This is a genomic window from Pedobacter heparinus DSM 2366, assembly GCF_000023825.1.
GTDB lineage: Bacteria > Bacteroidota > Bacteroidia > Sphingobacteriales > Sphingobacteriaceae > Pedobacter > Pedobacter heparinus.
This window is the reverse complement of the sequence record NC_013061.1, coordinates 4,617,729-4,641,871: the sequence shown is the minus strand read 5'-3', so window position 1 is coordinate 4,641,871 and position 24,143 is coordinate 4,617,729. Positions and strand designations below refer to the sequence as shown.

Below are 24,143 nucleotides of genomic sequence, written 5' to 3'. Positions count from 1 at the left end.
GGAAATGGGACGATTTAAAAACCTTCCGCTCTTATTTTTCTTTCTCCTGATAGGGGTAAATTACAGTCATGGGCAGATGAAGCGCCTTAAGCCTGAAAAAGAGATGTTAAAGCTGGCAGACCAGGTTCTGGCGCAATCTGTGGCCCAATATAAAACCATGATGCGGCAATTACCGCAGGGGCAGTTGCCACGCACTTTCGAAAACGGGAAGCTGGCTACGGCAAGCCCTTATTCCTGGATCAGTGGCTTTTATCCGGGTTCACTGATGTACCTCTACGAATATTCGCGCGACAGCGTTTTGTTAAAAGATGCAGAAATAAGGCTAAAGGACCTGGAAAAGATACAATATGTAACAGCCAACCATGATCTTGGCTTTATGATGTACTGTAGTTTTGGAAATGCTTACAGATTGCTCGACAGCACCCGTTACAAAGATATACTCGTCCAATCTGCCAAATCCCTCGTCTCCAGGTTTTATCCAAAAACGGGCTGTATCAAATCATGGAACAAGATCAAGTCCCTGGATGGGAAAAGAATGCTGAATTTCCCGGTGATCATTGATAACATGATGAACCTTGAGCTTTTGTTTTTTGCTTCAAAAGTTACCGGCGACCCCTCTTATAAAGATATTGCCATTAAACATACAGAAACGACGCTTAAAAACCATTTCAGACCTGATTACAGCAGTTATCATGTAGTAGACTATGATGAGGAAACAGGTGCGGTTAAAAGTAAAGAGACTATGCAGGGATTTTCTGACAATTCAACCTGGGCAAGAGGACAGGCCTGGGCCATATATGGATTTACCATGGTATACCGGGAAACGAGGGTGAAAAAATACCTTGAAGCAGCACAAAAGATGGCTGCGCATTTCATCAACCATCCCAACCTGCCCAAAGACAAGATTCCTTACTGGGATTTTAATGTCAACCAGCCTGGGTTTATCCCGCCATGGAAATATGATCCGGCTAAATATCGGGAAATACCCAGGGATGCTTCTGCTGCAGCTATCGTTTCTTCGGCGCTGATAGAACTGGCCGCTTATGTGGATGCTGCAACAGCACAAAAATATTTGACGATTGCCGAAACCATGCTGAAGTCCCTGTCTTCTGCACAATACCGTTCTGCTGCCGGAGCCAATGGCGGTTTTATTCTGATGCATTCTTCAGGAGGTGTACCAGGAAATATAGAAGTGGATGTCCCGGTTTCCTATGCGGATTATTATTATCTGGAAGCCTTGATGCGATATCGTGCAATGGGCGCCTGATCGGGATTGTCGTACAACATTTGAACCAAGTATAAAGAACAAACAATGATAATAAAACGAATATCGATGAAATTTTTAGGGATGTTATGCATCAGCTGCCTGTGTTTTGCAGCAGGCAGTGCCACGGCCCGGCAACATATCCCTCTTGAAGGAACCTGGCAGGTTAAACTGGATTCGGCAAATGTAGGTGTACAGGAAAAATGGTATCATCAGCAATTCAGCCAGCGTATCCAACTACCCGGAACTTTGGATGACGCAGGGCTGGGCAGGTCAAATAACCTCTCTGCAGATAAACTGGTTAAAGATGTTTTGATCAACCTGATCAGAAAACATACATATATTGGTGTGGCATGGTATGCGAGGGAGATCCTCATTCCCAAAGACTGGAAAGATAAAGACATCAGCCTGTACCTGGAACGGGTGATCTGGAACACGAGGGTCTGGATTGACGGACAGGAGGCTGGGGTGCAGGAAAGTCTGAGTGTTCCCCATCGCTTTGAGCTGAGTGCTTTGGCAAAGCCAGGCCGGCACCGGCTTGTTATCCGCATAGATAACAGCAAACAATACGACATGACCCATCTCAATATGGCCCATGCCTATACTGATGGTACACAGATTATCTGGAATGGTGTAATAGGCAAAATGGAACTCATGGCAAAGGACAAAATAAACATTGCCACATTGCAAACCTATCCCCGTCTCAAAGATAAATCTGTAAATGTAATTGCTACATTGCAAAATGGCCTTAAACAAAGTAAAAAGGGGATATTGCAGCTCCAGGTTATCGGAAAAGACAAACGGATTGTCGCAAACCGTAGCATACCCGTCAATCTTGCCGCCGGTGATACCCGGCAGGAAATCAATATCCCTTTAGGCAAAGACGCCCTGCTTTGGGACGAATTCAACAGCAATCTTTATGTGCTAAAAGCACAGTTGACCATTAGCGGAACTTCTTTTAAAGATGCAAGTTCAACAACGTTTGGCCTGCGGGAGATTACAAACCAGGGCAGTACCCTGCAGGTTAACGGCCGCAGGGTATTTTTAAGGGGCACGCTTGAATGCAACATTTTTCCATTAACCGGACATCCGCCTATGGATAAAAAAGGCTGGGTCAAAGTGTTTGGTACCGCTAAGGCGTATGGCTTAAACCATCTTCGTTTTCATTCCTGGTGTCCGCCAAAAGCAGCTTTTGAAGTAGCTGATTCACTGGGTTTTTACTTACAGGTAGAATTGCCGTTATGGAGCCTTAAAACCGGGGAAGACAAAAACACCAATCGCTTTATTGAAGAAGAGGCCCAAAGGATCAGTTCGGAATACGGAAATCATCCTTCTTTCTGTCTGTGGTCTTTGGGTAATGAACTTCAGGGAGATTTTAGCTGGCTGGCACAACTGCTGCAAAAATTAAAAATGAAAGATAAACGTCACCTTTATACCACTACTACTTTTACATTTCAGAAAGACCATGGCCGCTGGCCAGAACCAGGAGATGATTATTTCATTACGCAATACACTAAAAAAGGCTGGGTGCGCGGACAGGGTATATTCAATACCTATGCGCCAAATTTCTCTACAGATTATACAAAAGCCATAGATAGCTTACCCGTACCCTCCATTACGCATGAGATCGGGCAGTACTCCGTTTATCCAAACTTAAAAGAAGTACCAAAGTATACCGGTGTGCTGGAGCCTGTAAATTTCAAGGCCATCAGCAAAGACCTGCAAAGAAAAAACATGCTGTCGCTAGCTGGTCAGTTTACCCTGGCCAGTGGTAAGTTCTCGGCCAGCCTTTACAAAGAGGAAATTGAAAGAGCCCTTAAAACTAAAGGCTTAAGCGGCTTTCAACTGCTGGATCTTCATGATTTCCCTGGTCAGGGTACTGCCTTGGTAGGCATCCTTGATGCTTTCTGGGACAGTAAAGGTTTAGTTTCTCCGGCAGAGCACCGTATGTATACTGCAGCTATAGTGCCGTTAATCCGGTTTTCGAAGGCAGCTTATACCAATGCCGAAATTTTTGAAGCAGATGCCGAGGTTGCCAATTTCAGTAATAAGGCATTACAGCAAGTTACACCGCTATGGACTGTTAAAAACGATAAAGGAGAGACACTGTTCAGTGGAGCACTAGCCGCTAAAGATATCCCGCTGGGCAATGGAATTGGCCTTGGTAAAATTAACTTTAGTTTAAAAGACATAAAAAAAGCCACGCACCTCATAGTAGAGCTGCAGCTCAAGGGTACAGTAAGCAAAAATAAGTGGAGTATTTGGGTATACCCAGAACAACCTGGAACTGCACCGAAAGATATGGTGTTCGCCACTTCTTTATCTCAGGCACTTAAACACCTGAATGAAGGCAGGAAAGTATTGCTCAATCCGGATACTACTCATATAAATGGCGTGCAGGGTCGTTTCGCTCCTGTATTCTGGAGCCCTGTCCATTTCCCTAACCAGCCAGGGACCATGGGGCTGCTGTGCGATCCGGCTCATCCGGCACTGGCAGATTTTCCAACAGACTTTTACAGCAACTGGCAATGGTGGGACCTCATTACGGCATCCAAAACTATGATTCTGGATTCCGTTCCGGCAGTAGATCCGATTGTCAGGATCATCGATAATTTTTACAAGAACAGAAAAATGGCCAATATTGTAGAGGCCAGAGTTGGAAAGGGGCAGCTCATCATCTGTTCTATGGATATTACTACCAACCTGGAAAAAAGACCGGCGGCCAGGCAATTAAGGTACAGTCTGGAGCAATATATGGGCAGTAATAAATTTAACCCGGCAGTAACGCTGAGTACTGGCGATCTGGAGCAACTGATAAAAGAGTAATTATGCATTATAAATTAAAAACAAGCTGTTTTGTATTGCTGTTCATGGCTTTTGCCGCGGTGTCGGTAAATGCCCAGAAACGCTTTAAGCCGAATGGAAATCTATTAAAAGCGGTAAAAAGGGGTCTGAACGAATCAGCTCTGCAATATCATTTTTTGATGGAACAGCTACCTGCCGGACGTTTCCCCGTTACCTATTACAGTAAAGAACAAAAAATGATTACCAGCGGCTCCGAGCCCTGGGTAGGTGGTTTTTATCCGGGGGGGTTACTTTACCTGTATGAAAGCACTAGAGATACAGCGCTATATAATGAAGCTTTACGCAAACTAAAATTGCTGGAAAAAGAGCAGTTTAACAAAACTACGCACGACCTTGGCTTTATGATGTATTGTTCTTTTGGAAATGCCCGAAGGCTGATGCACACAAGCGCATACGATCAGATCATCATCAACAGTGCAAAATCACTTTCCAGCCGTTATAATGATAAAGTGGGCTGTATCCGTTCATGGGACTCTGATGCTGCACGTTTCATGGTCATTATAGACAATATGGTCAATCTGGAACTGCTGTTTGCTGCAACAAAATTAACCGGAGATTCCAGCTATTACCACATCGCAGTGAAACATGCGAATACCACCATGAAGCACCATTACCGTGCGGATTACAGTTCCTACCATTTGGTCATCTATAATCCTGAAACCGGTGCTGTTTCCAAAAAACAAACAGTTCAGGGGGCAGCTGATACTTCAGCATGGGCGAGGGGGCAGGCCTGGGGATTATATGGTTATACTGTAATGTACCGGGAAACAAAGGATAAAAAATATCTGGATATGGCCAATCACATTGCGCAGTTTCTCCTTGGCCACCCCAATCTGCCGAAAGACAAGATCCCTTACTGGGATTTTAATGCAGCAGGTATTCCCAATGCACCCAGAGATGCATCTGCAGGTGCAGTGATCTGTTCAGCTCTGATCGAACTGGCGGGCTACGCCGGCCCTAAAATGGCGAAAACTTATTTTAGTGCGGCAGAGACCATGCTTGGGGCGTTGTCTTCTCCTGCCTATCGTGCTGCAACAGGGGAAAATGGCGGGTTTATTCTAAAACATGGCGTTGGTAATTACCCCCGTAATGCAGATATAGATGTGCCCCTGATTTACGCAGATTATTATTACATCGAGGCCCTGTCAAGATATCAGAAACTATAACCATGAAGAAAAAGACCTGCTTTTTTTTCATCAGCTTACTATTCATTTGTCATCAGGTGAAGGCACAGGCCGATACCATTTTGAGCCGCTATAAGCAATACTTGCTTGGCACTGTGAAACCGGAAGGTGATATAAACCTTATGCTGGGTTCATTGAATGCTGAAGGGCAATGGCCGGATATCAATTATACAGATACAGAAAAAGCGAACTGGAAAAATCTGATCCATTTAAAAAGAGTACGCGACCTGGCCCTTGTTTGGGAAAAGCCGGGTTCAGCCCTGTATCATAACATACAATTAGAGAAGGCCATTAACTTAGGGTTAAACCATTGGCTGGATAAGCGCTATAGGAACTCCAACTGGTGGCACAACGAAATTGGTGTTCCTCAATACATGCGCGATATCATTATTCTTATGAAAAAAGAATTGAGGCCTGAACAGCTCAAAGCAGCATTGGAAGTGATGGCCCAGCACCGGGTGCAGGAAAACTGGGTAGGCGCAAACCTTACCTGGAGTGCCGATCTGGGCTTTCATTACGGCGCCTTAACCGGTAATGTCCGGATGATGGAGCTTTGCCGGAACCTGATTGTCAAAGAGATCAGGATTTCTACAGAGGAGGGTGTACAGCCTGATTTCAGTTTCCATCAGCATGGCGCCCGTTTACAGATGTACCAGTATGGAGCCGCTTTTTTAAAGGAGAACATCAGGCTGGCCTGGGAGCTTAGGGGCACGGCAATGGCTTTCCCTAAAGAGAAAATCGGTATACTTACTGATTTTGCTTTGAAAGGCTGGCAGTGGATGGCCAGGGGAATACATACTGTGCCAGGTACTATGGACAGGTCTGCAAGCAGGGTAAATGCGCTGGACAATGCCGATCTTCGTGAGTTTATTCCCTACTTCATTGCGCTTAGTCCCGAGAATAAGAACGCTTTCTGTCAGCTGGATGAAATACAGCAGGGGAAAGGCGCGCTTACAGGCTACCGTTATTACCCTTATTCCGATTTTGCTGCATTTCATCAAAAAGACTTCAGCTTTTTCCTCAAAACGATTTCCTCACGTACCCTGGCAACAGAATCCATCAACAGCGAAAACTTAAAAGGAAACCTGCTTAACAGCGGTGACGCCTATCTGATCAGGGATGGGAAGGAGTATTTTAACCTGATGCCGGTATGGAACTGGGCCTGTCTGCCTGGTGTTACCACTTTTGTTGGGGCAGATAAGGTGAACAGGCAAGCCTTTACAGGGAGTGTAAGCAATGGGCAAGCCGGACTCACAGTAATGGATTATCAATTAGAGAATAAAGATAAAAGTAAATTACTTCGTGCAAAGAAGTTTTGGGCTGTGGCTGGTTCGAAGGTGCTCTGTTTAATTGCGGGTCTTGAAGGTTCGGGAATAACAGCAGCATACACTACATTGGACCAATGCAGGTGGCGTGGCGGCGAAAGTGTCAATGATTCCTGGATCTACCATGCGGGATTTGCTTACATCCCCCTGGGAGCTGCAAAGATAAGCCTGCATGTAACAGATGCCACCGGCTCGTGGAAGGAAATCAATGCCGCAGAAAGTAATACCCCGCTCACAGAAAAAATATTTATGCCGGTGTTGGAACACAAAACGCTTGAAAATGGCAATTCCGGATATGTCATTTCGGCCTGTAAAAACGCTAAAGAAGCAGCAAGGCTAGTGGCGGGTCCGCAATGGAAAGTGCTCTGCAATAATAAGGAGATACAGGCTGTTTCATTTAATGACGGTACAATAATGGCTGCTTTTTATCAGCCTGGAGTACTTAAAACCGGACAAGGTCACCAGCAGCTTAGCGTAGATCAGCCCTGTCTGGTTTTAATCAGTAACAAAAAGATCTGGTTAAGCAATCCTGCATGTAAGCCGCTTAAGGTAAAGCTGGGTATAAATGATCAATATAAAGTGGTTGAACTACCTGCAGATGGCAGTTCCACACCTGTCCGCTTCCATTAATGTCAGCACTTCCTGCCAGTTGTTCGCCCTGGTATGGTGTGTATGGTTTGTATTGTGGCCGGCAGTAAACATAATAGGGCTGCCTTTACAATGATCCAGATTTTTGCAATGGTCATCAATGAGGTAATCTGTGTCAATTATACTTTTGTCGCCACAAAAAATGATGTTTTTCCAGCTGATGAAAGGGAAATGCTCTGCAAGCCACTCCCTTTTTTCAAATAAGGACAAAGGGAATTCCATTGCAGCAGAAACGATGTAGATCTCAAAATCTTCTGAAAGTTTTTTTACGGCTGCTACTGCTCCTTCCATCACCGGTAAAGTCCTGAAGAAACCCGGTGAATAAACAAATTTAAGTACCGCTTCTTTGTCTGGAAATGCTTCTGACTCCTTTACACCCAGAAAGATCTCTGGTCCAAGCCTTACACCATAATCCCTTTCATACCAGTTTAACCAGTGAGCTTCAATATCCGCTAAAACCCCGTCCATATCTATACCAATCGTTTTTCTTTTCATATATCGAATTATTTTGCAACAAATATAGATAAATATTGCATTATATTGCAAATATTTCTATTATATTTGCAATATAATGCAATTAAGCCATGATTAAAGCAGAAAGATTACAGCTCATCATTTCACAGGTCAGTAAAGACCAAAAGGTATTGCTGGGTAACCTGAGCACTTTATTAAACGTATCTGAAGATACCATCAGAAGGGATATCAAAGAACTGTCTGACCAGGGGCTACTTAAAGCAGTGCGTGGAGGGGCGATCTCTAATTCTCCGATTCCACTGCATTTCCGGGACAGGGAGCATTATGATGTTAGCCATAAAGAGATTATTGCCGAAAAGGCCTTGCAGTTCATTAAAGACGATCAGGTGGTGCTATTTGATTCGGGCACATCTGCATTGGCTGTAGCCAGCCATTTACCTAGAGCGCGTCGGATTACTGTGATTACAAATAGTTTCCCGGTGGCTTCAGTGCTGGAAGACCATCCGAATGCTGAGGTGATTTTTATTGGCGGACGTTTAAACAAAACAGCCTTTTCAACTTCAGGGCATGAAGTGATCCGTGTCCTTAATGATATCCGTCCGGACGTATGTTTCCTGGGGATCTGCAGTATTGATATTGATGAGGGGGTAACGGGAAAAGATTATGAAGATGCGCAGGTGAAGAAGACGATGGTTGAAAATGCCAAGCATGTCATTGCCTTGTCGACTTTAGAAAAGATTGGCCGTGCAGAAAATTACGGTATTTGCCCGATAAGGGCAATTGATACGATCATCACTGATACAGATCCCGGGCATCCGGAACTGCTTAGGTATGCAGCTGCGGGAGTCGAAATTGTTTAAAAGCCTGCAGGCTACTAAGAGGCCATTGTTTCAGTTGTTCTGCCTACTGCAATTTTTTTTATTGTGCTGATGATCGAATGGGTGTCATAACCACAAAGTGCCCATAGCTCAGCCTGCTCTCCATGTTCAATAAACTCGTCAGGTATGCCCAGTCTGATTACCTGTGCGCTGTATTGATGGTCGGCCATGAATTCAAGTACCGCAGTACCCATTCCACCTTGTAAACAACCATCTTCAACTGTAACAATGTTTTTGTAACGTTTAAATACATCGTGCAGCAGAGCCTCATCAATGGGCTTCACAAAGCGCATATCATAATGGGCAGGATGTATGCCTTCACTGTTCAGTTCTTTGCAAGCTGCCACAGCAAAATTTCCTACATGCCCAATGGTCAGTATCGCAACTTGCTCGCCATCACATATTTTCCTGCCTTTACCAATTTCAAGGGCTTTAAATGGCCTTTTCCAGTCGGGCATTACACCATTTCCCCTGGGGTAACGGATAGAAAAAGGGCCAGCATTTTCCTGCTGCGCTGTAAACATCAGGTTGCGCAATTCTTCTTCGTTCATGGGGGCTGCAACAGTCATGTTAGGGATACAGCGCATATAGGCCAAGTCATAAGCCCCATGGTGTGTGGCACCGTCTGCTCCGGCCAGGCCCGCACGGTCGAGGCAAAATATTACATTTAAATTCTGTATGGCTACATCATGGATCACCTGGTCGTAAGCCCGCTGCATAAAGCTCGAATAGATGTTACAAAACGGTACAAGCCCTTGTGTTGCCAGTCCTGCCGAAAACGTAACCGCATGCTGTTCCGCAATACCCACATCAAAAGCACGGTTCGGCATTGCCTTCATCATGATGTTCATTGATGAGCCGGAGGGCATGGCAGGGGTAATCCCTACTATTTTTTTATTGGCTTCCGCTAGTTCAACAAGGGTATGCCCAAAAACATCCTGATACTTTGGAGGCTGGGGTTTATCAGATACAGATTTTTTGATCTCACCGGTGATCTTGTCAAATAAACCTGGTGCATGCCATTTGGTCTGGTCTTTTTCGGCCAGGGCAAAACCTTTGCCTTTCAAAGTAACACAGTGTAGAAGCTTAGGGCCGGGAATGTCTTTTAAATCTCTGATCACCTGTACCAACCGTTGTACATCATGCCCGTCAACCGGACCAAAATACCTGAAGTTCAGTGCCTCAAACATATTGCTCTGTTTCAGCAATGTACCTTTAATGCTCTTCTCTATTTTCTTTACAAACTTATGTGCATTTGGCCCCAGTTCAGAAAGTTTGAACAATACCTGCGAGATGTCCTCGCGAAAGCGGTTATATGATTTGGACGTTGTAATGTTTGTTAAATATTCTTTTAAAGCGCCAACATTAGGGTCTATCGACATGCAGTTGTCATTCAAAATTACCAGCAGGTTCGAATTTTCGATGCCCGCATGGTTTAAGCCTTCGAAAGCAAGACCTGCGGTCATTGCCCCATCGCCAATTACAGCTACGTGCTGGCGGTCTGTTTCTCCCTTATAGTGTGAAGCTACAGCCATACCTAAAGCAGCAGAAATGGAAGTGGAGGAGTGGCCTACGCCGAAAGTATCGTATTCACTTTCGCTGATCTTTGGAAAGCCACTGATGCCATTCAAAATACGGTTGGTATGAAATACGTCTTTTCTTCCGGTTAGTATTTTGTGCCCATATGCCTGGTGCCCAACATCCCAGACCAGCTTGTCGTAAGGTGTGTTCAATACATAGTGTAAAGCGACCGTTAATTCCACAACACCTAAACTGGCGGCAAAATGTCCGCCGTTTACGCTCACCACGTCAATGATGTACTGACGTAATTCCTGAGCAATTTGTTCCAGATCTTGTTCTTTATACTGCTTTAAATCAGCAGGATAATTTATGTTGGGTAAAAACAGGCCGTTAATATCTTCCATGCAGGCTTTTATAGAATAGAAAGTACAAAGTAAGCTATTTTGTTATCAAACTAAGAAGGAAAATCGTTAATTTTACAAAATAATAATTCGATAAATGACTAGAGATACTTTAATTTTTGATTTGATTGACAGGGAATTGGACCGTCAGGAAAATGGTCTTGAACTGATTGCATCTGAAAACTTTGTAAGCAAACAGGTAATGGAAGCCGCAGGTTCTTGTTTAACTAATAAATATGCCGAAGGCCTTCCGGGTAAAAGGTATTATGGTGGATGCCAGGTGGTTGATCAGGTAGAGAGCATTGCAATTGAGCGTGCTAAAAAACTTTTTGGTGCAGAGTGGGTTAACGTACAACCGCATTCAGGTGCGCAGGCAAATGCTGCAGTAATGCTGGCAGTGATCCAGCCAGGCGATAAGATCCTTGGTTTTGACCTCTCTCATGGCGGACACCTTACACATGGTTCACCGGTTAACTTTTCAGGAAAATTGTATCATCCGTTATTTTATGGTGTAAAGAAAGAAGATGGAAGAATAGACTATGCCAAACTGGAAGAAGTTGCTTTGGCTGAGCGTCCTAAACTGATCATTGTTGGTGCTTCAGCTTATTCAAGGGAATGGGATTATGCTTTTGTACGTAGTGTAGCAGATAAAATCGGCGCATTGGTAATGGCAGATATCTCTCATCCTGCAGGCTTAATTGCCCGTGGATTGTTACAAAATCCACTTCCACACTGTCATATCGTAACCACAACCACACATAAAACTTTACGTGGTCCGCGTGGTGGTATGATCATGATGGGTAAAGATTTTGAAAACCCTTTCGGATTAAAAACCCCTAAAGGTGAGACCCGTATGATGTCTTCAGTTTTGGATATGGCGGTTTTCCCGGGAACACAGGGTGGCCCGCTTGAACACATCATTGCAGCTAAGGCCATCGCCTTTGGTGAAGCGTTAAGCGATGAATATTTAGCTTATGTAAAACAGGTACAGGCAAATGCACAGGCTATGGCCAAAGCTTTTGTAGCTAAAGGCTATGGCATCATTTCAGGTGGTACGGATAACCATTTAATGCTGATCGACCTGCGTAATAAAAATATCACCGGTAAACTCGCTGAAAGTGCATTGGAAAAAGCAGATATTACCGTAAATAAAAATATGGTTCCGTTTGATGACAAATCACCATTTGTAACTTCTGGAATCAGGGTAGGTACAGCTGCTATTACTACCAGAGGTTTCAAAGAATCCGAAATGGAGCAGATCGTTGAACTGATTGATCAGGTTCTGACCAATGCAGAAGATGAAAATAATTTGAAAGAGGTAAAAGAAAAAGTGATAAGTTTAGTAAGCCGTTTCCCATTGTATAAATAACGGCTTGATCAAAAGCCAATGTCAACAGCACAGCAGGATTCATCAACTCATGAAAGTAAACGCATCAATGCGTTGCATGGCTATAGTATATTGAATAAACCACAAGAGGACCAGTTTGACCATATGGCTAAACTGGCCTCGTTTTTATGTGGCACACCCATAGCAATCATTGCGTTGGTTGACGAAGACCTGCTTTGGTTCAAATCTACCATAGGTATCACCTATAATGAAATGCCCCAGGGCATTTCATTTTGTGAACATACTCTTACGGGCGAGCAGACTTTTGAAGTATATGATGCCAGGTCTGATGAAAGATTTAAAGCGCATCCATCAGTTGTCGGCAAACCTCATATAAGGTTTTATGCAGGTACGGCTCTTATAGATGAGGATGGCTCTAAGTTGGGTGCGCTCTGTGTATTTGATACAGCACCCCGAAAACTAAGCGATGCGCAAAAAGAGGGCCTGGAAATTCTGGCCAGAACAGTTGTTGCCCATATTTCCTTAAAAAAGAAAAGTGAAGCATTGATTGCGAATAACCACCGCTATGAGGAACTGCTCAACATCACTGCAGTTTCACCCGAAATACATTGTATCCTGGATTATACCGGTAAAGTGTTGTTCATTAACAATGCTATAACGAATATTCTTGAATATACAGTTGAGGAAGCTATTGGCTTAAATATCTGGAATTTTTGCCATAGGGAAGATATAGACCGTATTGTAAAAATCATAGAAGAGGGGCTGAGGAATAAGATCAAGGAGTTTGTAATTGATTTCAGGATTGTCAGTAAAACAGGGGTAATCCGCTGGCTGGGCTGGAGCATGGTAGCCAAAAACGGACGCTGGTATGCTTACGGAAGAGACATTACAGAAAATAAGAAGGTAGAGCACGAATTGATGAAGCTGTCTTTTGTGGCCAGTAAGGTGAACAATGCCATCGTCATTAATGATGCCAACAACCATGTAACCTGGGTAAATGAAGCTTTTGAAAAGATTACGGGTTTTAACCTGGATGATCTTAAGGGCAGGCGATTGGGCGATCTTATTGCTGGTCCGGAAACAGATATGGCACTTATGGAAAGGGCAAGGGCACAGACCAAACTGAACCAGTCCTTCACGGTCGACCTCCTGGCTTACCGTAAAGATGGTCAACCCATCTGGCTTTCCATATACAATACGGTAGTATTTAATGATCTGGGAAATGTGGAGATAGAAGTAGAAATCATCATTGACATTACCGACAAAAAGAGAGTGGAACGTGAAATGCTGGAGGCCAAAGAACAGGCCCTGCAATTGAGCGAAGCCAAAGAGATGTTCCTCTCTGTAATGAGCCATGAGATCAGAACGCCACTCAATGCTGTAATTGGCATGACTCATCTGCTGATAGAAAATGATCCGAGGGCCTCTCAGATCGAAGACCTCAATATCCTTAAGTTTTCGGGTGAAAACCTGCTGAACATCATTAATGATATCCTGGATTTCACTAAAATGGAAACCGGTAACCTTCAACTTGAGGCACTTCCATTTAGCATGAAGGCGCTCACCACTGATATCATCACCTCTTTATATGTTGGTGCAACTAAAAAGGGGAATATTCTGGAGCTCTTGTACGATGACCAGATCCCGCATCTTTCGGGAGATAAAACAAGGTTATACCAGATACTGATGAATTTACTCGGTAATGCGATTAAATTCACTGATCAGGGAAAGATCATACTGAGTGTTAAACTGCTTGAGCAGGATGCTGTAAATGCCAGCCTGTATTTTGAGATCAGTGATACAGGAATTGGCATACCTGAGGATAAACTTTCTTATATTTTTGAGACCTTTACGCAGGCTAAAACGGATATTTCAAGGAAATATGGTGGAACAGGTCTGGGCCTGGCCATTACTAAAAAACTGCTGGAACTATACAATTCGGAAATTCAAGTAAAAAGCAGGGAAGGAGCGGGTACTACTTTTTCGTTTACGCTCAGATTTGCAAAGGCATCTGCCGCTGTGAGCGAAGTTAAGCCTGCGCTGCAACCACTTGCACTATCAGGTAAAAAAATACTGATCGTAGATGACAATGAGATTAACCTGCTGATCGCTAAAAGAATCCTGACAAAATATAGTTTGGAGATAGACTTTGCACTTAGCGGTGAAGAAGCCCTTGAAATGGTACAAAAGAATATTTATGACCTGGTATTTATGGATATTAAAATGCCAGGCATAGATGGTTTTGAAACTACGGTGCGTATCAGAAATCTTGGTGGCAATTATTTTAGCACGGTGCCTATCATCGCTTTAACGGCATCCACATTAAACAATGAAATTGTGAGGTTTAAGCAGTCGGGAATGAATGGCCATATTTTAAAACCATTTAAACTTGAAGAGATCAGAGATTTGCTATCAGCCTATTTACAGCCCTGATTTGTGCTTTCAAAATAAGTAGGTTTTGTAAAAATCTGCTCCAAAGATAAAGGGCCGATAATTCATGTGAATGAAAATATCGACCCTTAAATTAACGCTCTCACCACAAAGATGATAATTATTTTTGAATTGGCAAAAATATCAGTAATTATTTCTGTCAGATTATCGTTTTTTTTATCAACAGGGCTTTTAAGCATTTTAAACCGGCTATAAAAAGTAAAGAGCCGATATTTCTAAATAGAAAATATCGACTCTTACCATCTAAATTAACGCTCTCAATTATAATAACGCATTTATTTGAAAAATGTTTTATCAGCACGTTTTTATTCCGCATAGGCAACGGTTGCTATGCTCAGTTTTGCAATTTTAGCTTCCAGCAGTACCATTCCACAAGCTTCCAGGGTGGCACCGGTGGTCAACACATCATCCACCAGCAATACGTGTTTGTCTTTAAAAGCCCATGCATCCTTAACAGAAAATACGCTTTGCATATTTTCAAAGCGTTGATAGCGCCCTTTTTTCGTCTGGCTGCTGGTTTTTTTTATTCGTACCAGGCCATCTGTACTTAGCGGAATATTTAATCCTGCAGCAATGCCTTCGGCGATGCTGCAACTTTGGTTGTAACCCCTTACTCTTTCCCTGCTTTTGTGCAGTGGTACCGGTACAATAATATCAATCCCTGTATAAGCAGGTGCTGTCAGTAGTTTTTCTGCAATCATATTCCCCAGTTTTATCCCCAAATCCTTCCTGCCTTTATATTTCAGGTTATGTATCAGGTTTTGCGTCCTTGCCCCTTTTTTAAAATAGAATAAAGACATTACTGCATTACAGGGGAGCCTGCCCCATAATTGTTTTGCCGCCTTATTTTCGGTATGCAGGTGGTAATCGGTATAAGGAAGGTTATATAAACATTCGGTACAGAGTAACTGTTCGCCGGTGTACAGGTCCGTACCACATCCGCAACAAAGGCTGGGAAATAAAAGACTGAACAGGTCGCCCAAAATCCGTTTCAATAACATCATGTTGCCAATCTCCAGAGTTTTAGCAATACGATGATAAGAAATGGGCTGATTTATTTTTCGGAGCCTGTCTTGCTTTAGCTTTCTTTAACAGCAAGCTGTCCGCATGCCGCATCAATGTCTTTACCACGACTGCGCCTGATATTGGTGGTAATGCCCTGGCTTTTCAGGTAATTGGAGAAAGCATCGATTTTATCCCCTTCTGCATTGATGAAATCAGCAAACTGTATTGGGTTGTATTCAATCAGGTTAACCTTGCAGGGTACGTGTTTGCAGAATTTGGCCAGTTCCATGGCATCCTCAATTTCGTCGTTAAAATGATTAAATACGATGTATTCGTAGGTTACCGGGTTCTTGGTTTTGGCAAAATAGTATTTTAAGGATTCGGCCAGTGCTTTCAGTGAATTGTGCTCGTTGATTGGCATGATCTCGTTGCGCTTTTTATCATTAGCGGCATGTAATGATAAAGCAAGGTTAAATTTCACCCCGTCGTCACCAAGTTTTTTGATCATTTTGGAAATGCCGGCAGTAGAGACCGTAATGCGTTTGTACGACATGTTCAATCCGTCAGGAGCAGTGATACGTTCAATAGATTTCAATACATTGGCATAATTCAGAAGGGGTTCGCCCATGCCCATATATACAATGTTTGTTAATGGAGCATTGTAATTTTTTTTGGCCTGCTGGTCTATCAGTACCACCTGATCATAAATTTCATCGGCATTCAGGTTCCGCTTACGGTCCATATAACCCGTTGCACAAAATTTGCAGGTTAAACTGCAGCCCACCTGCGAACTTACACACGCAGTCATTCGGTCATCCATAGGGATCAGTACACCTTCTACAATATTGCCATCGTACAAACGAAAGGCATTTTTGATGGTATGATCATTACTGATCTGCGATTTATTTACCTCCACCACATTAATGGCATATTGCGCATCCAGTTTAGCCCTAAGGTCTTTTGGAAGATTGCTCATTTCCGCAAAGCTGCGGGCAGATTTTTCCCAAAGCCATTGGTAAACCTGTTTGGCCCTGTAGGCAGGTTCCTGCATGGCAATAAAGTGCTGTTGCAGTTGAGAAAGATCTAATGAACGGATGTCTATTTTATTTGTAGCAGGCATTTCGCTGCAAAGTTACCTAAATTTTTACAATTCTATCGTTTAGGGCTTCTCGTTTTGGCAGCAGGGGCCCCGGAGCGGCCCTTTGTTGGTTTGACGGGTCTTTTGGACGGACCGCCACTTTTGTTCCAGTCGCCTGCCGCCCCTGTTGTTTTAAAAGCAGCGGAAGTTTTAGGGCCGGATTTGCCCTTGCCTCCAGCTGGTCGATCTTCCCGTCTTACTGAAGCTGGGGCAGCTTTTCCTTTACTTTTGGGTTTAGCATTTCTTCCTGAAGATCTCCCAGGGGTCACATTTTCTAAAAAATCCTCCTCTTTTGGTGTCTTAGGTTTTTTGCTTACTCTTTTGGGTGTTGCATCTGCTTCCGCACTTGATTTGGCAACCATATTAAATATTCCAGTCAGTTCTTCTGGTGTGAGCTCACGCCATTCTCCTAAAGGAATGCCTTTTAATGGAATGTTCATGATCCTTACACGCTCCAGCTTGGTTACTTCGTAGCCAAAATACTCACACATTCTCCTGATCTGCCTGTTCAGGCCCTGGATCAATGTGATTTTGAATATGAGCGGGCTTTCTTTAACTACCTTACATTTTTTGGTCATTACACCCAAAACAGGAACACCTTTAGCCATTCCGGTTATAAACTGATCTGTAAGGGGTTTGTTTACGGTTACTACGTATTCCTTTTCGTGGTTGTTACCTGCCCGGAGTATTTTATTTACCAGGTCGCCATTGTTGGTCAGAAATATCAGTCCCTGTGAATCTTTATCCAAACGGCCAATGGGGAACACGCGTTCGCTATGGTTAACATGATCTACAATATTTCCTTTTACCCCGGCTTCGGTGGTACTGGTAATGCCAACAGGCTTGTTATATGCAATTAAAACAGAATTTTCAACTTCCTTAGGGTCTATAGTTTGTCCGTTAACCGTTACAATATCCCCAAAAAACACTTTATCACCTACCTTGGCTTTTTTGCCGTTGATGTATACATTTCCCTGCTCTATGTACCTGTCGGCTGCCCTTCTGGAGCATAGGCCGCTTTCACTAATGTATTTATTTAATCGGGTGGTAGAATCAGACATGTTATGGATATAAATTGAAATTATTTACAAAGAAATCAATTTATACCCATAAAAAATCAAAATATGCATTTTAAAAATCTGTTTCATCTGCACTCGGACCAAAACTTCCAGGTATCGGGATGTCCAGCAGCCTTAAAAATACGCCCAGTTGTGCACGGTGATGCACAACCTGGTTCAGGCTCATGCGGATCACATCTGCCTTAGGCTCTACACTGTAAACCTGTTCTCCGTTTCTTAATGTCCAGTCTTTATCCAGTACATCTTCGTAACGATCAACCAGGTGGCTGCGTCCGTCCTGTAACGACTTTTCAAAATAAGCCAGTAGCTCGTCTGTATTTTTTACATCTACCGGTTCGTAAGGATTGTCGGCAAAATCCAGTTCGTCGGTGGTCAGGGCCATTGATATCCATGAAGGCAGTTCAGCAATATGTGTGGCCAGTCTTTTAACGGTCATACTTTTTGGGTGTGGCTGCCAGTCAAATTTATCTGCAGGCACCCTTTCCAACATTTTTCGGGTAGTTACTGAGGCTTCGTCCAGTTCTTTCAAAAACATTTTAATCCTGTTCATCGTATTGTTTTTTTAATAGTTTAACATTAACAATACAAAGAAAAGAGTAGACACTGACAACCCTATGGCAGTCTGTTTTCCCGGTTTAAAATTTATTTGAAATTAGTGGGAAATCCTTGTTTTCTACATGCTCATGCTGCATAAGCAATGCCGCTTTTTTTACCACTTCCGGATGTTTGGCAGCCAGGTCGTTGCGCTCTTTTGGATCAATATCCAGATCATATAACAAAATTGGGCCATTTGCATCCTGTTTAACCTTTTCCCGGATGGCCTTCCATTTACCCATTCTCAGGGCTTGTCTTCCGCCCTGTTCATGAAACTCCCAGTATAAAAAATCATGTTGTTTTTGTGTGCCTTTATTTAGCAATACAGGTAGTATGGATAATCCATCTGTTTTAACAGGCAGGGGTTGAGCCGTCAGTTCTGCAAAAGTTGGCATAAAATCCCAGAATGCACCAATATGTGCCGAGCTCTGCCCGGCTTTGATCTTGCCTGGCCAGCTAACAATCATTGGTTCTCTAATCCCACCTTCCGTAAGCTGTCTTTTTATTCCTTTAAAGCCAGCACTGCTGTTAAAAAAAGCAGGTTCATTTCCACCTTCATTGTGCGGACCATTGTCACTGGTAAAAACGATCAGCGTTTGTTTTTCCAGGTCAAGTGCCTTGAGCTGTTTTACTACTTCACCTACATAATTGTCCAGTTTGCTTACCATAGCTGCGTAAGCTGCGTGTGGGTAAGGCTGCGGTTGATAAGCAATGCCGTCCCAGTTTTCTTTTACAGGCTTGGGCTGTTCCTTAAATTTCTTTTTATAGTATTCAAATGCCTGGTCGTTTTTGGGTAACTGTAATGCTGCATGGGGCAGGGTATAGGCCAGATACAGAAAGAAAGGGTTGGATTGATTTGCTTTCATAAAAGACATAGCCTGTTTCTGGATCAGTTCGGGGGCATATTGTGTTTGCTGGCTTAAAGTATTGCCCAGTTCAACACGTTTTTCGTTGTCCCATAAATGGTCTGGAAAGAAGTTATGCGACTGGCGCTGGCAATTGTAGCCATAAAACTGATCTATGCCCTGTTTTACCGGGTCGCCTTCAGAACCTGGATAGCCCAGTCCCCATTTACCAAATGCCTCGGTCTTATAACCAGCAGCTTTAAATAGTCTGGCCAAGGTATAGGTGTCCTTGGGTAAGGGTAGCTGTCCTTCTGGTTTAATTTCATGATTACCCCTTATTGGCGTATGGCCGGTATGTAAGCCGGTCATTAAAGATGCCCTTGATGGAGCACATACCGAAGTGCCAGCATAAAATTGAGTAAATCGGATTCCATTTGCAGCCAGCTTGTCAATGTTAGGCGTTTCTATGAGTTGTTGGCCGTAACAGCCTAAATCGCCATAGCCCATGTCATCTGCTAAAATAAAGATCACATTGGGCTTTTGGCGGGCACTTAAATGGATTGTCGCTAAAACCAATAAAACGGTAAAAAGGTATATTCTCATGTTATAAAAATAGCAAAATAACCATTCTATTCTGAGACTGTCATAAATGAGATTTTTTGCCTGTCTACTCCTGAGGTTTCGGCATCCTCATTCAACTTTGAGTATACCTTGAGTAACCATTGGGCAAGGGTTGGTTAAGCCTTGATATACCCCCAGGCTCAATCAAGGCATAACCAACACTTGATCATTACATCCTCAGTACAAAACAAATCCTTAGCCCTTATAGCTGCCAATTGGAAAAGTGTAAGTGACAGTGTATGGGTATAATTAGACGAACATTATCGAATTGATCGTGGCTTAAATATAAAGAAACTGACCAATGCAAGGAAAACTACCCCAATTCCGCCGAACAAAGTCAGCAGTTGAAAACCGCCAGCTAATGCCTGATGTGTAATATCGCCAGCCGGGTCTAAAGTAGCAATCCTGGGATATTTTTCCAGAAGGCCAGCAAAATTTCCTGCTGCGATCTTTTCAGCCACCGAATGGAGCTGAGGACTATCAAAAACTCCTGCGAATGCAATCTTTAAATGAATGAGCACACCTTTACTTAACAAGAATCCCATTAAAGCAATATTGATTGCCAGGGTGATCAGTCTTGCACTCATGTCTATCCCTGAAGCCATACCTGCACGGTCTGAACTCACAGCACCTGTGGTAGTGTTGGTAACCGTAGTATTAGAGAACCCTAGTCCGATGCCGGACAACAACATACCTGGTATCATGGTCCACGACCCCATGTGTGCAACATGGATGCCAAACCACATCAATATAAATCCCAGTCCGATGATAAAAAGCCCGAATGGGATAACGATACCGGGCCGGTATTTCATCAAAAGCCGCTCGGCCAGTGGTGGAACTACCAATGTAGGCAAAGTATAGGCCAGCAGCATCGTACCGGCCATAAGGCTACTGTACCCCAACACACCCTGAAAATAGATAGGAAGGTAGATTATAAAGGGCCAAAAGCAAAAGTTCATGCCAATAGAGCCGATGATGGCCCCGGAAAAGTCCCGTATCCTGAATACGGTAAAATCAAACATAGGCTGGGTGCTTGTCTTTTCTGCATATAAAAAGAGCAGAAAACAAGCTGCAGATGCCCCCAGAATCAATAGCGCGTAAAGGCTTGAAAATCCCATTGCGGGTCCCTGGGTAATGTAATAAATCAGTCCAAAAACAGCTAAGGAAAGAGTGACCATCCCTAAGGTATCCAATCGCTGTATTTGAGCCGACCGCGATTCCCGCACCCCGGCCCATGCAAGTCCCAGTGTAAGCAAGCTGAGTGGCACATGTACCAGAAACACCCATTTCCAGCTTAAAAATGTGAGGATCATACCGCCAATTAGAGGCCCGAACCCCAAGCCTACTCCGAAAACAATCCCCCAGGCGGCAAAGGCCAGGCTGCGTTCGCGTCCGTCCTGGAACTGGTGAGAAAGAATCGCAACCTGGCAGATCAGCATAATGCCTCCGCCAAGTCCTTGTAAAAAACGTCCTGCGATGAGTAATGGCATCGCCGTGGCCAGCCCACAAAGCAGAGAGGTTATACCAAAAAGCAAAAGCCCGGCTGTAAAAACAAGTTTGCGGCCATAGCGGTCTGCAAGCGTACCGGAAGCCATCAATACTGTAGTGCAAGCAATGGTATAGGCATTCATGATCCATTGTACATCACTGAAATTGCCTTTTAATAATTTTTCGAGTGTGGGCAGTAATACCGGCACACTAGATATTTCCAATCCAAACATTAATGAGGAAAGGCAAACGGCGGCCAGGGTAAGTGTATTCTTTTTGTCTTTAAACATAGTTTTTATTTATGTGGTCATTTTTAACAAAAGTAGACCGAAAAAGGCATGACTATTCGGTTCATTTCTATGATAAAAAGGTATGTTTGTATTATGGTTAAACAAAATATGCACCAGCAGGTAGAGCTGGAATACCTCAAAACTGATCACTGCCCACTAGGTGACCGGCAGTATAGTTTCTTTGAAATGGTGTACCTCATTTCTGGTAAGGGCACCGTCTGTATCAATGGCAACCGCATGGCCTATCGTGACGGGAACCTATTATTACTCACGCCCAACGACCGCCATACTTTTGAAATAACTGAAGTAACAGAGTTCCTGCTGATCCGGTTTAGTGATAGTTACGTTCGGAGTTATCCCTGGAAAAGTATTCACCACCTGGAATGTCTGCTCTTCTATGCCACACATCTGTCGGGTTGCGTAATGCGCTGCAAGGACGACAGCCGTCTGGTTGAGATGATTGTCGAATCGCTACTGTTTGGGATGAAGCTTGGAGGTGTTTACCAGCAAGATCTGGACATGAACCTGGTAAACGCACTGATTGTTATTGCAGCCAGAAACATTTCAAAGATAAGGCCTGAAAACGTCCGTACCAATACAGATAAGCGCATACTCCAGATCATCAATTATATCGAGCGCCATATTTTTATGCCAGATCAACTGACTGCGGCTGCAATAAGTCAGACTTTTGGGATTTCACAGGCTTACCTGGGTGTTTATTTCAAGAAGCAATGCGGAGAAACTATCCAGCAGTTCATTACCAGCTACAGGATCCGGCTGATCGAATGGCGGTTAAAGTTCAGCGATCTCCGAATCAATGAACTTGCTGATGAATTCGGTTTTGCCGATGGGAGTCACCTGAACAAGTTCTTTAAGAAGCAGAAAGGTATAAGTTTGACTGGTTACAGGCAGAATTTATGAATGAATAGCATAAAATTTGGACATTTATGCTGTATATTAGGAAAGCCTATCGCAAAATATGTTTAAAAACTACTTCATTTTATTATTTGTTTGCTTTATAAGCCCGAATTTTCTTCCTGCCGCCACTCCTTTATTTAACGAGGTGTATGATGTGGATACAAGCCTTCATATTAAAAAACCAGGCCCTGAGTTGGAAATATATCTGTTACTTGGACAGTCAAACATGGCTGGGAGAGGACCGCTTTTAGCGGAGTACACGGCGATGGAACAGCCGAATGTTTTAGTTTGGGATAGCGAAGGTAAATGGATCATAGCCAGGCATCCTTTACATTACGATAAACCCAAGGTTGCGGGTGTAGGCCCCGGCCTGTCTTTTGGTTTTGCAATGGCCCGGTCAAAGCCAAATGTCCGTATCGGATTGGTGCCATGTGCAGTGGGCGGAACCAATATTGATGTTTGGAAGCCTGGCGCTATGGACAAGGCGACAAATACGCATCCCTTTGATGATGCGGAAATGAGAATCAGGGAAGCGATGAAATATGGGGTGGTAAAAGGCATGATCTGGCATCAGGGCGAAGCAAATAGCGGTGCCCAAAATATGATCGGCTATTTAGATAAGCTAAATGAACTGATCACCCGGATCAGGAAAATGGTGGGTAACGAAAAATTGCCGGTTGTAGTTGGAGAGTTGGGCCGGTATAAAACCAATTATCAGCAATTTAATAAGATGCTGGCCGGGGCTCCGCAAATGATTCCGAACCTGGCATTGGCCACGTCGGAATCACTGGTGGATAAAGGTGACCTGACACATTTCGATTCGCCTTCGGCTACTGCATACGGAAAGCGATATGCCGAAAAAATGTTATGGCTTCAGCAAAATATAAAATAGTTAGCCTTATCGGATAAGTGCTTCTGCAAACTCTACTGCAAAATCTTCTAGCTTGACTTTCCCAAATGTTGAAGGCCTGTTGCTAAAATAGTGTTCATATAATTTACCGCTTCGGGTGGCATCGCCCATTTCCACATAGCTTTTAGCCATCACCTCGGGCAAGCCTGCCTGTAACATGCCCTGTAAAGCTTCGTCATCATTAAATGCTACCCAGGGAAGTTCCGGTTTACCAATGGCCGCACCCAATACACCAGCCACATTTGCAGCAGTGCTTTCGTCGCTGGCAATATACCTTATGCTTTTACCCGTAAAAGTCTGCTGCAATTCTTCTGCGGCTACCGCTGCAATATCGTTTGGATGCACCAGTACAAGTGGCGTTTCCGGACCATAATTTGAACCTAAAATGCCTGCATGTTTAATCATATCGATGTTTCCAAGGAAGTTGATGTAAAAAAATGCCGGGCGCAGGTGTTTAACAGCTACACCATCCAGTTGGGTGTAGGTTTGCTCCACATCGTGAAGACCAGAAATAGGACCTGTACCCCCGTCTAAATGTGCACCGATACTGCTCAGGTTAACCACTTGTTTAATGCCAGAGGCCTGAATGGCTTCGGCATATTTTTTACCGGTGCCAGCTATAAATTGCCTGATGTTAGGTGCCCCAAAATTTGGTGGAACCATAGTATAAATGGCGTCTTTGCCAGAAAAGGCAGAGGTTAAGAAGGCTACATCTTCTACTGAACCAATAGCTGCAGTGGCGCCAAGGGCTTCAATAGCCTTAGCTTTAGCCGGATTGCTGCTAATGATGGTCACATGGTGTCCGGCAGCGATTAAGATTTCTGCCAATGGTTTACTGATATTTCCTAGTGATCCTGTGATTGTAAAATTCATGGTTATATATTTTAAATTGTTGA

Annotated in this window: 18 protein-coding genes; 9 read left to right on the top strand and 9 right to left on the bottom strand. The window is 43.6% G+C overall.

All coding sequences use genetic code 11. From position 1 onward, the window contains the following. The first annotated feature begins 4 nt into the window (after positions 1-4). The 4 genes from PHEP_RS19280 to PHEP_RS19265 all read left to right on the top strand — a co-directional run bounded on the left by PHEP_RS19280 (position 5) and on the right by PHEP_RS19265 (position 7,268). Complete coding sequence (locus PHEP_RS19280; RefSeq protein ID WP_015809666.1) at positions 5-1,267, top strand: glycoside hydrolase family 88 protein; 1,263 nt, start codon at positions 5-7, stop codon at positions 1,265-1,267. A gap of 66 nt (positions 1,268-1,333) precedes the next feature. Next, complete coding sequence (locus PHEP_RS19275) at positions 1,334-4,090, top strand: glycoside hydrolase family 2 (RefSeq protein WP_015809665.1); 2,757 nt, start codon at positions 1,334-1,336, stop codon at positions 4,088-4,090. 2 nt (positions 4,091-4,092) lie between these two features. Further along, the gene (locus PHEP_RS19270; protein WP_015809664.1) at positions 4,093-5,295 is read left to right on the top strand and encodes a YyaL domain-containing protein; all 1,203 of its coding nucleotides are present in this window, start codon (positions 4,093-4,095) and stop codon (positions 5,293-5,295) included. 2 nt (positions 5,296-5,297) lie between these two features. Beyond that, entirely contained in the window at positions 5,298-7,268 is a 1,971-nt protein-coding gene (locus tag PHEP_RS19265; RefSeq protein WP_015809663.1) for a polysaccharide lyase family 8 super-sandwich domain-containing protein, read from the top strand. Here the strand turns inward: PHEP_RS19265 and PHEP_RS19260 are convergent. Then, positions 7,227-7,781, bottom strand: coding sequence for a 5' nucleotidase, NT5C type (locus PHEP_RS19260; protein ID WP_015809662.1), 555 nt, complete (start codon positions 7,779-7,781; stop codon positions 7,227-7,229). The genes PHEP_RS19265 and PHEP_RS19260 overlap by 42 nt on opposite strands. An 89-nt stretch (positions 7,782-7,870) precedes the next feature. Here PHEP_RS19260 and PHEP_RS19255 point away from each other — a divergent pair, with 89 nt between their 5' ends. Continuing rightward, positions 7,871-8,620 carry a DeoR/GlpR family DNA-binding transcription regulator gene (locus tag PHEP_RS19255; RefSeq protein WP_015809661.1) on the top strand — a complete coding sequence of 250 codons (750 nt, stop codon included), beginning with the start codon at positions 7,871-7,873 and terminating at the stop codon, positions 8,618-8,620. A 14-nt stretch (positions 8,621-8,634) separates the two neighbouring features. Here PHEP_RS19255 and dxs read toward each other — a convergent pair whose 3' ends face one another. Continuing rightward, positions 8,635-10,563, bottom strand: a complete 1,929-nt coding sequence (gene dxs / locus PHEP_RS19250; RefSeq protein ID WP_015809660.1) for a 1-deoxy-D-xylulose-5-phosphate synthase — start codon at positions 10,561-10,563, stop codon at positions 8,635-8,637. A gap of 94 nt (positions 10,564-10,657) precedes the next feature. Here dxs and glyA point away from each other — a divergent pair, with 94 nt between their 5' ends. Together glyA and PHEP_RS21770 are read left to right on the top strand one after the other, a co-directional pair. Then, complete coding sequence (gene glyA, locus PHEP_RS19245; protein ID WP_015809659.1) at positions 10,658-11,929, top strand: serine hydroxymethyltransferase; 1,272 nt, start codon at positions 10,658-10,660, stop codon at positions 11,927-11,929. An 18-nt stretch (positions 11,930-11,947) separates the two neighbouring features. Continuing rightward, on the top strand, positions 11,948-14,341 hold the full coding sequence (locus tag PHEP_RS21770; RefSeq protein WP_015809658.1) for an ATP-binding protein: 2,394 nt from the start codon (positions 11,948-11,950) through the stop codon (positions 14,339-14,341). 323 nt (positions 14,342-14,664) lie between these two features. On the opposite strand, the gene PHEP_RS19235 is transcribed toward PHEP_RS21770, so the two are convergent. The 6 genes from PHEP_RS19235 to PHEP_RS19210 all read right to left on the bottom strand — a co-directional run bounded on the left by PHEP_RS19235 (position 14,665) and on the right by PHEP_RS19210 (position 21,419). Further along, complete coding sequence (locus PHEP_RS19235) at positions 14,665-15,363, bottom strand: ComF family protein (RefSeq protein WP_015809656.1); 699 nt, start codon at positions 15,361-15,363, stop codon at positions 14,665-14,667. A 74-nt stretch (positions 15,364-15,437) separates the two neighbouring features. After that, positions 15,438-16,484 carry a dual-specificity RNA methyltransferase RlmN gene (gene rlmN / locus PHEP_RS19230; RefSeq protein WP_015809655.1) on the bottom strand — a complete coding sequence of 349 codons (1,047 nt, stop codon included), beginning with the start codon at positions 16,482-16,484 and terminating at the stop codon, positions 15,438-15,440. 32 nt (positions 16,485-16,516) lie between these two features. Beyond that, complete coding sequence (gene rluF, locus PHEP_RS19225; RefSeq protein ID WP_015809654.1) at positions 16,517-17,563, bottom strand: 23S rRNA pseudouridine(2604) synthase RluF; 1,047 nt, start codon at positions 17,561-17,563, stop codon at positions 16,517-16,519. Positions 17,564-17,633: 70 nt separating this feature from the next. Next, complete coding sequence (locus PHEP_RS19220) at positions 17,634-18,131, bottom strand: DinB family protein (protein ID WP_015809653.1); 498 nt, start codon at positions 18,129-18,131, stop codon at positions 17,634-17,636. 85 nt (positions 18,132-18,216) lie between these two features. Beyond that, complete coding sequence (locus tag PHEP_RS19215) at positions 18,217-19,623, bottom strand: arylsulfatase (protein WP_015809652.1); 1,407 nt, start codon at positions 19,621-19,623, stop codon at positions 18,217-18,219. A 278-nt stretch (positions 19,624-19,901) separates the two neighbouring features. Continuing rightward, positions 19,902-21,419 (bottom strand): MFS transporter, encoded by a 1,518-nt coding sequence (locus tag PHEP_RS19210; RefSeq protein ID WP_015809651.1) that lies wholly within the window; start codon positions 21,417-21,419, stop codon positions 19,902-19,904. Between the two features lie 93 nt (positions 21,420-21,512). On the opposite strand from PHEP_RS19210, the gene PHEP_RS19205 reads away from it, so the two are divergent. Both PHEP_RS19205 and PHEP_RS19200 read left to right on the top strand, forming a co-directional pair. Beyond that, positions 21,513-22,340 (top strand): AraC family transcriptional regulator, encoded by an 828-nt coding sequence (locus tag PHEP_RS19205; protein WP_015809650.1) that lies wholly within the window; start codon positions 21,513-21,515, stop codon positions 22,338-22,340. A gap of 58 nt (positions 22,341-22,398) precedes the next feature. After that, positions 22,399-23,229: a sialate O-acetylesterase gene (locus PHEP_RS19200; RefSeq protein ID WP_015809649.1), complete on the top strand. Its 831-nt coding sequence runs from the start codon at positions 22,399-22,401 to the stop codon at positions 23,227-23,229. 6 nt (positions 23,230-23,235) lie between these two features. Here the strand turns inward: PHEP_RS19200 and PHEP_RS19195 are convergent, their stop codons facing one another. Continuing rightward, positions 23,236-24,120: an NAD(P)H-binding protein gene (locus PHEP_RS19195; protein WP_015809648.1), complete on the bottom strand. Its 885-nt coding sequence runs from the start codon at positions 24,118-24,120 to the stop codon at positions 23,236-23,238. Positions 24,121-24,143 lie beyond the last annotated feature (23 nt).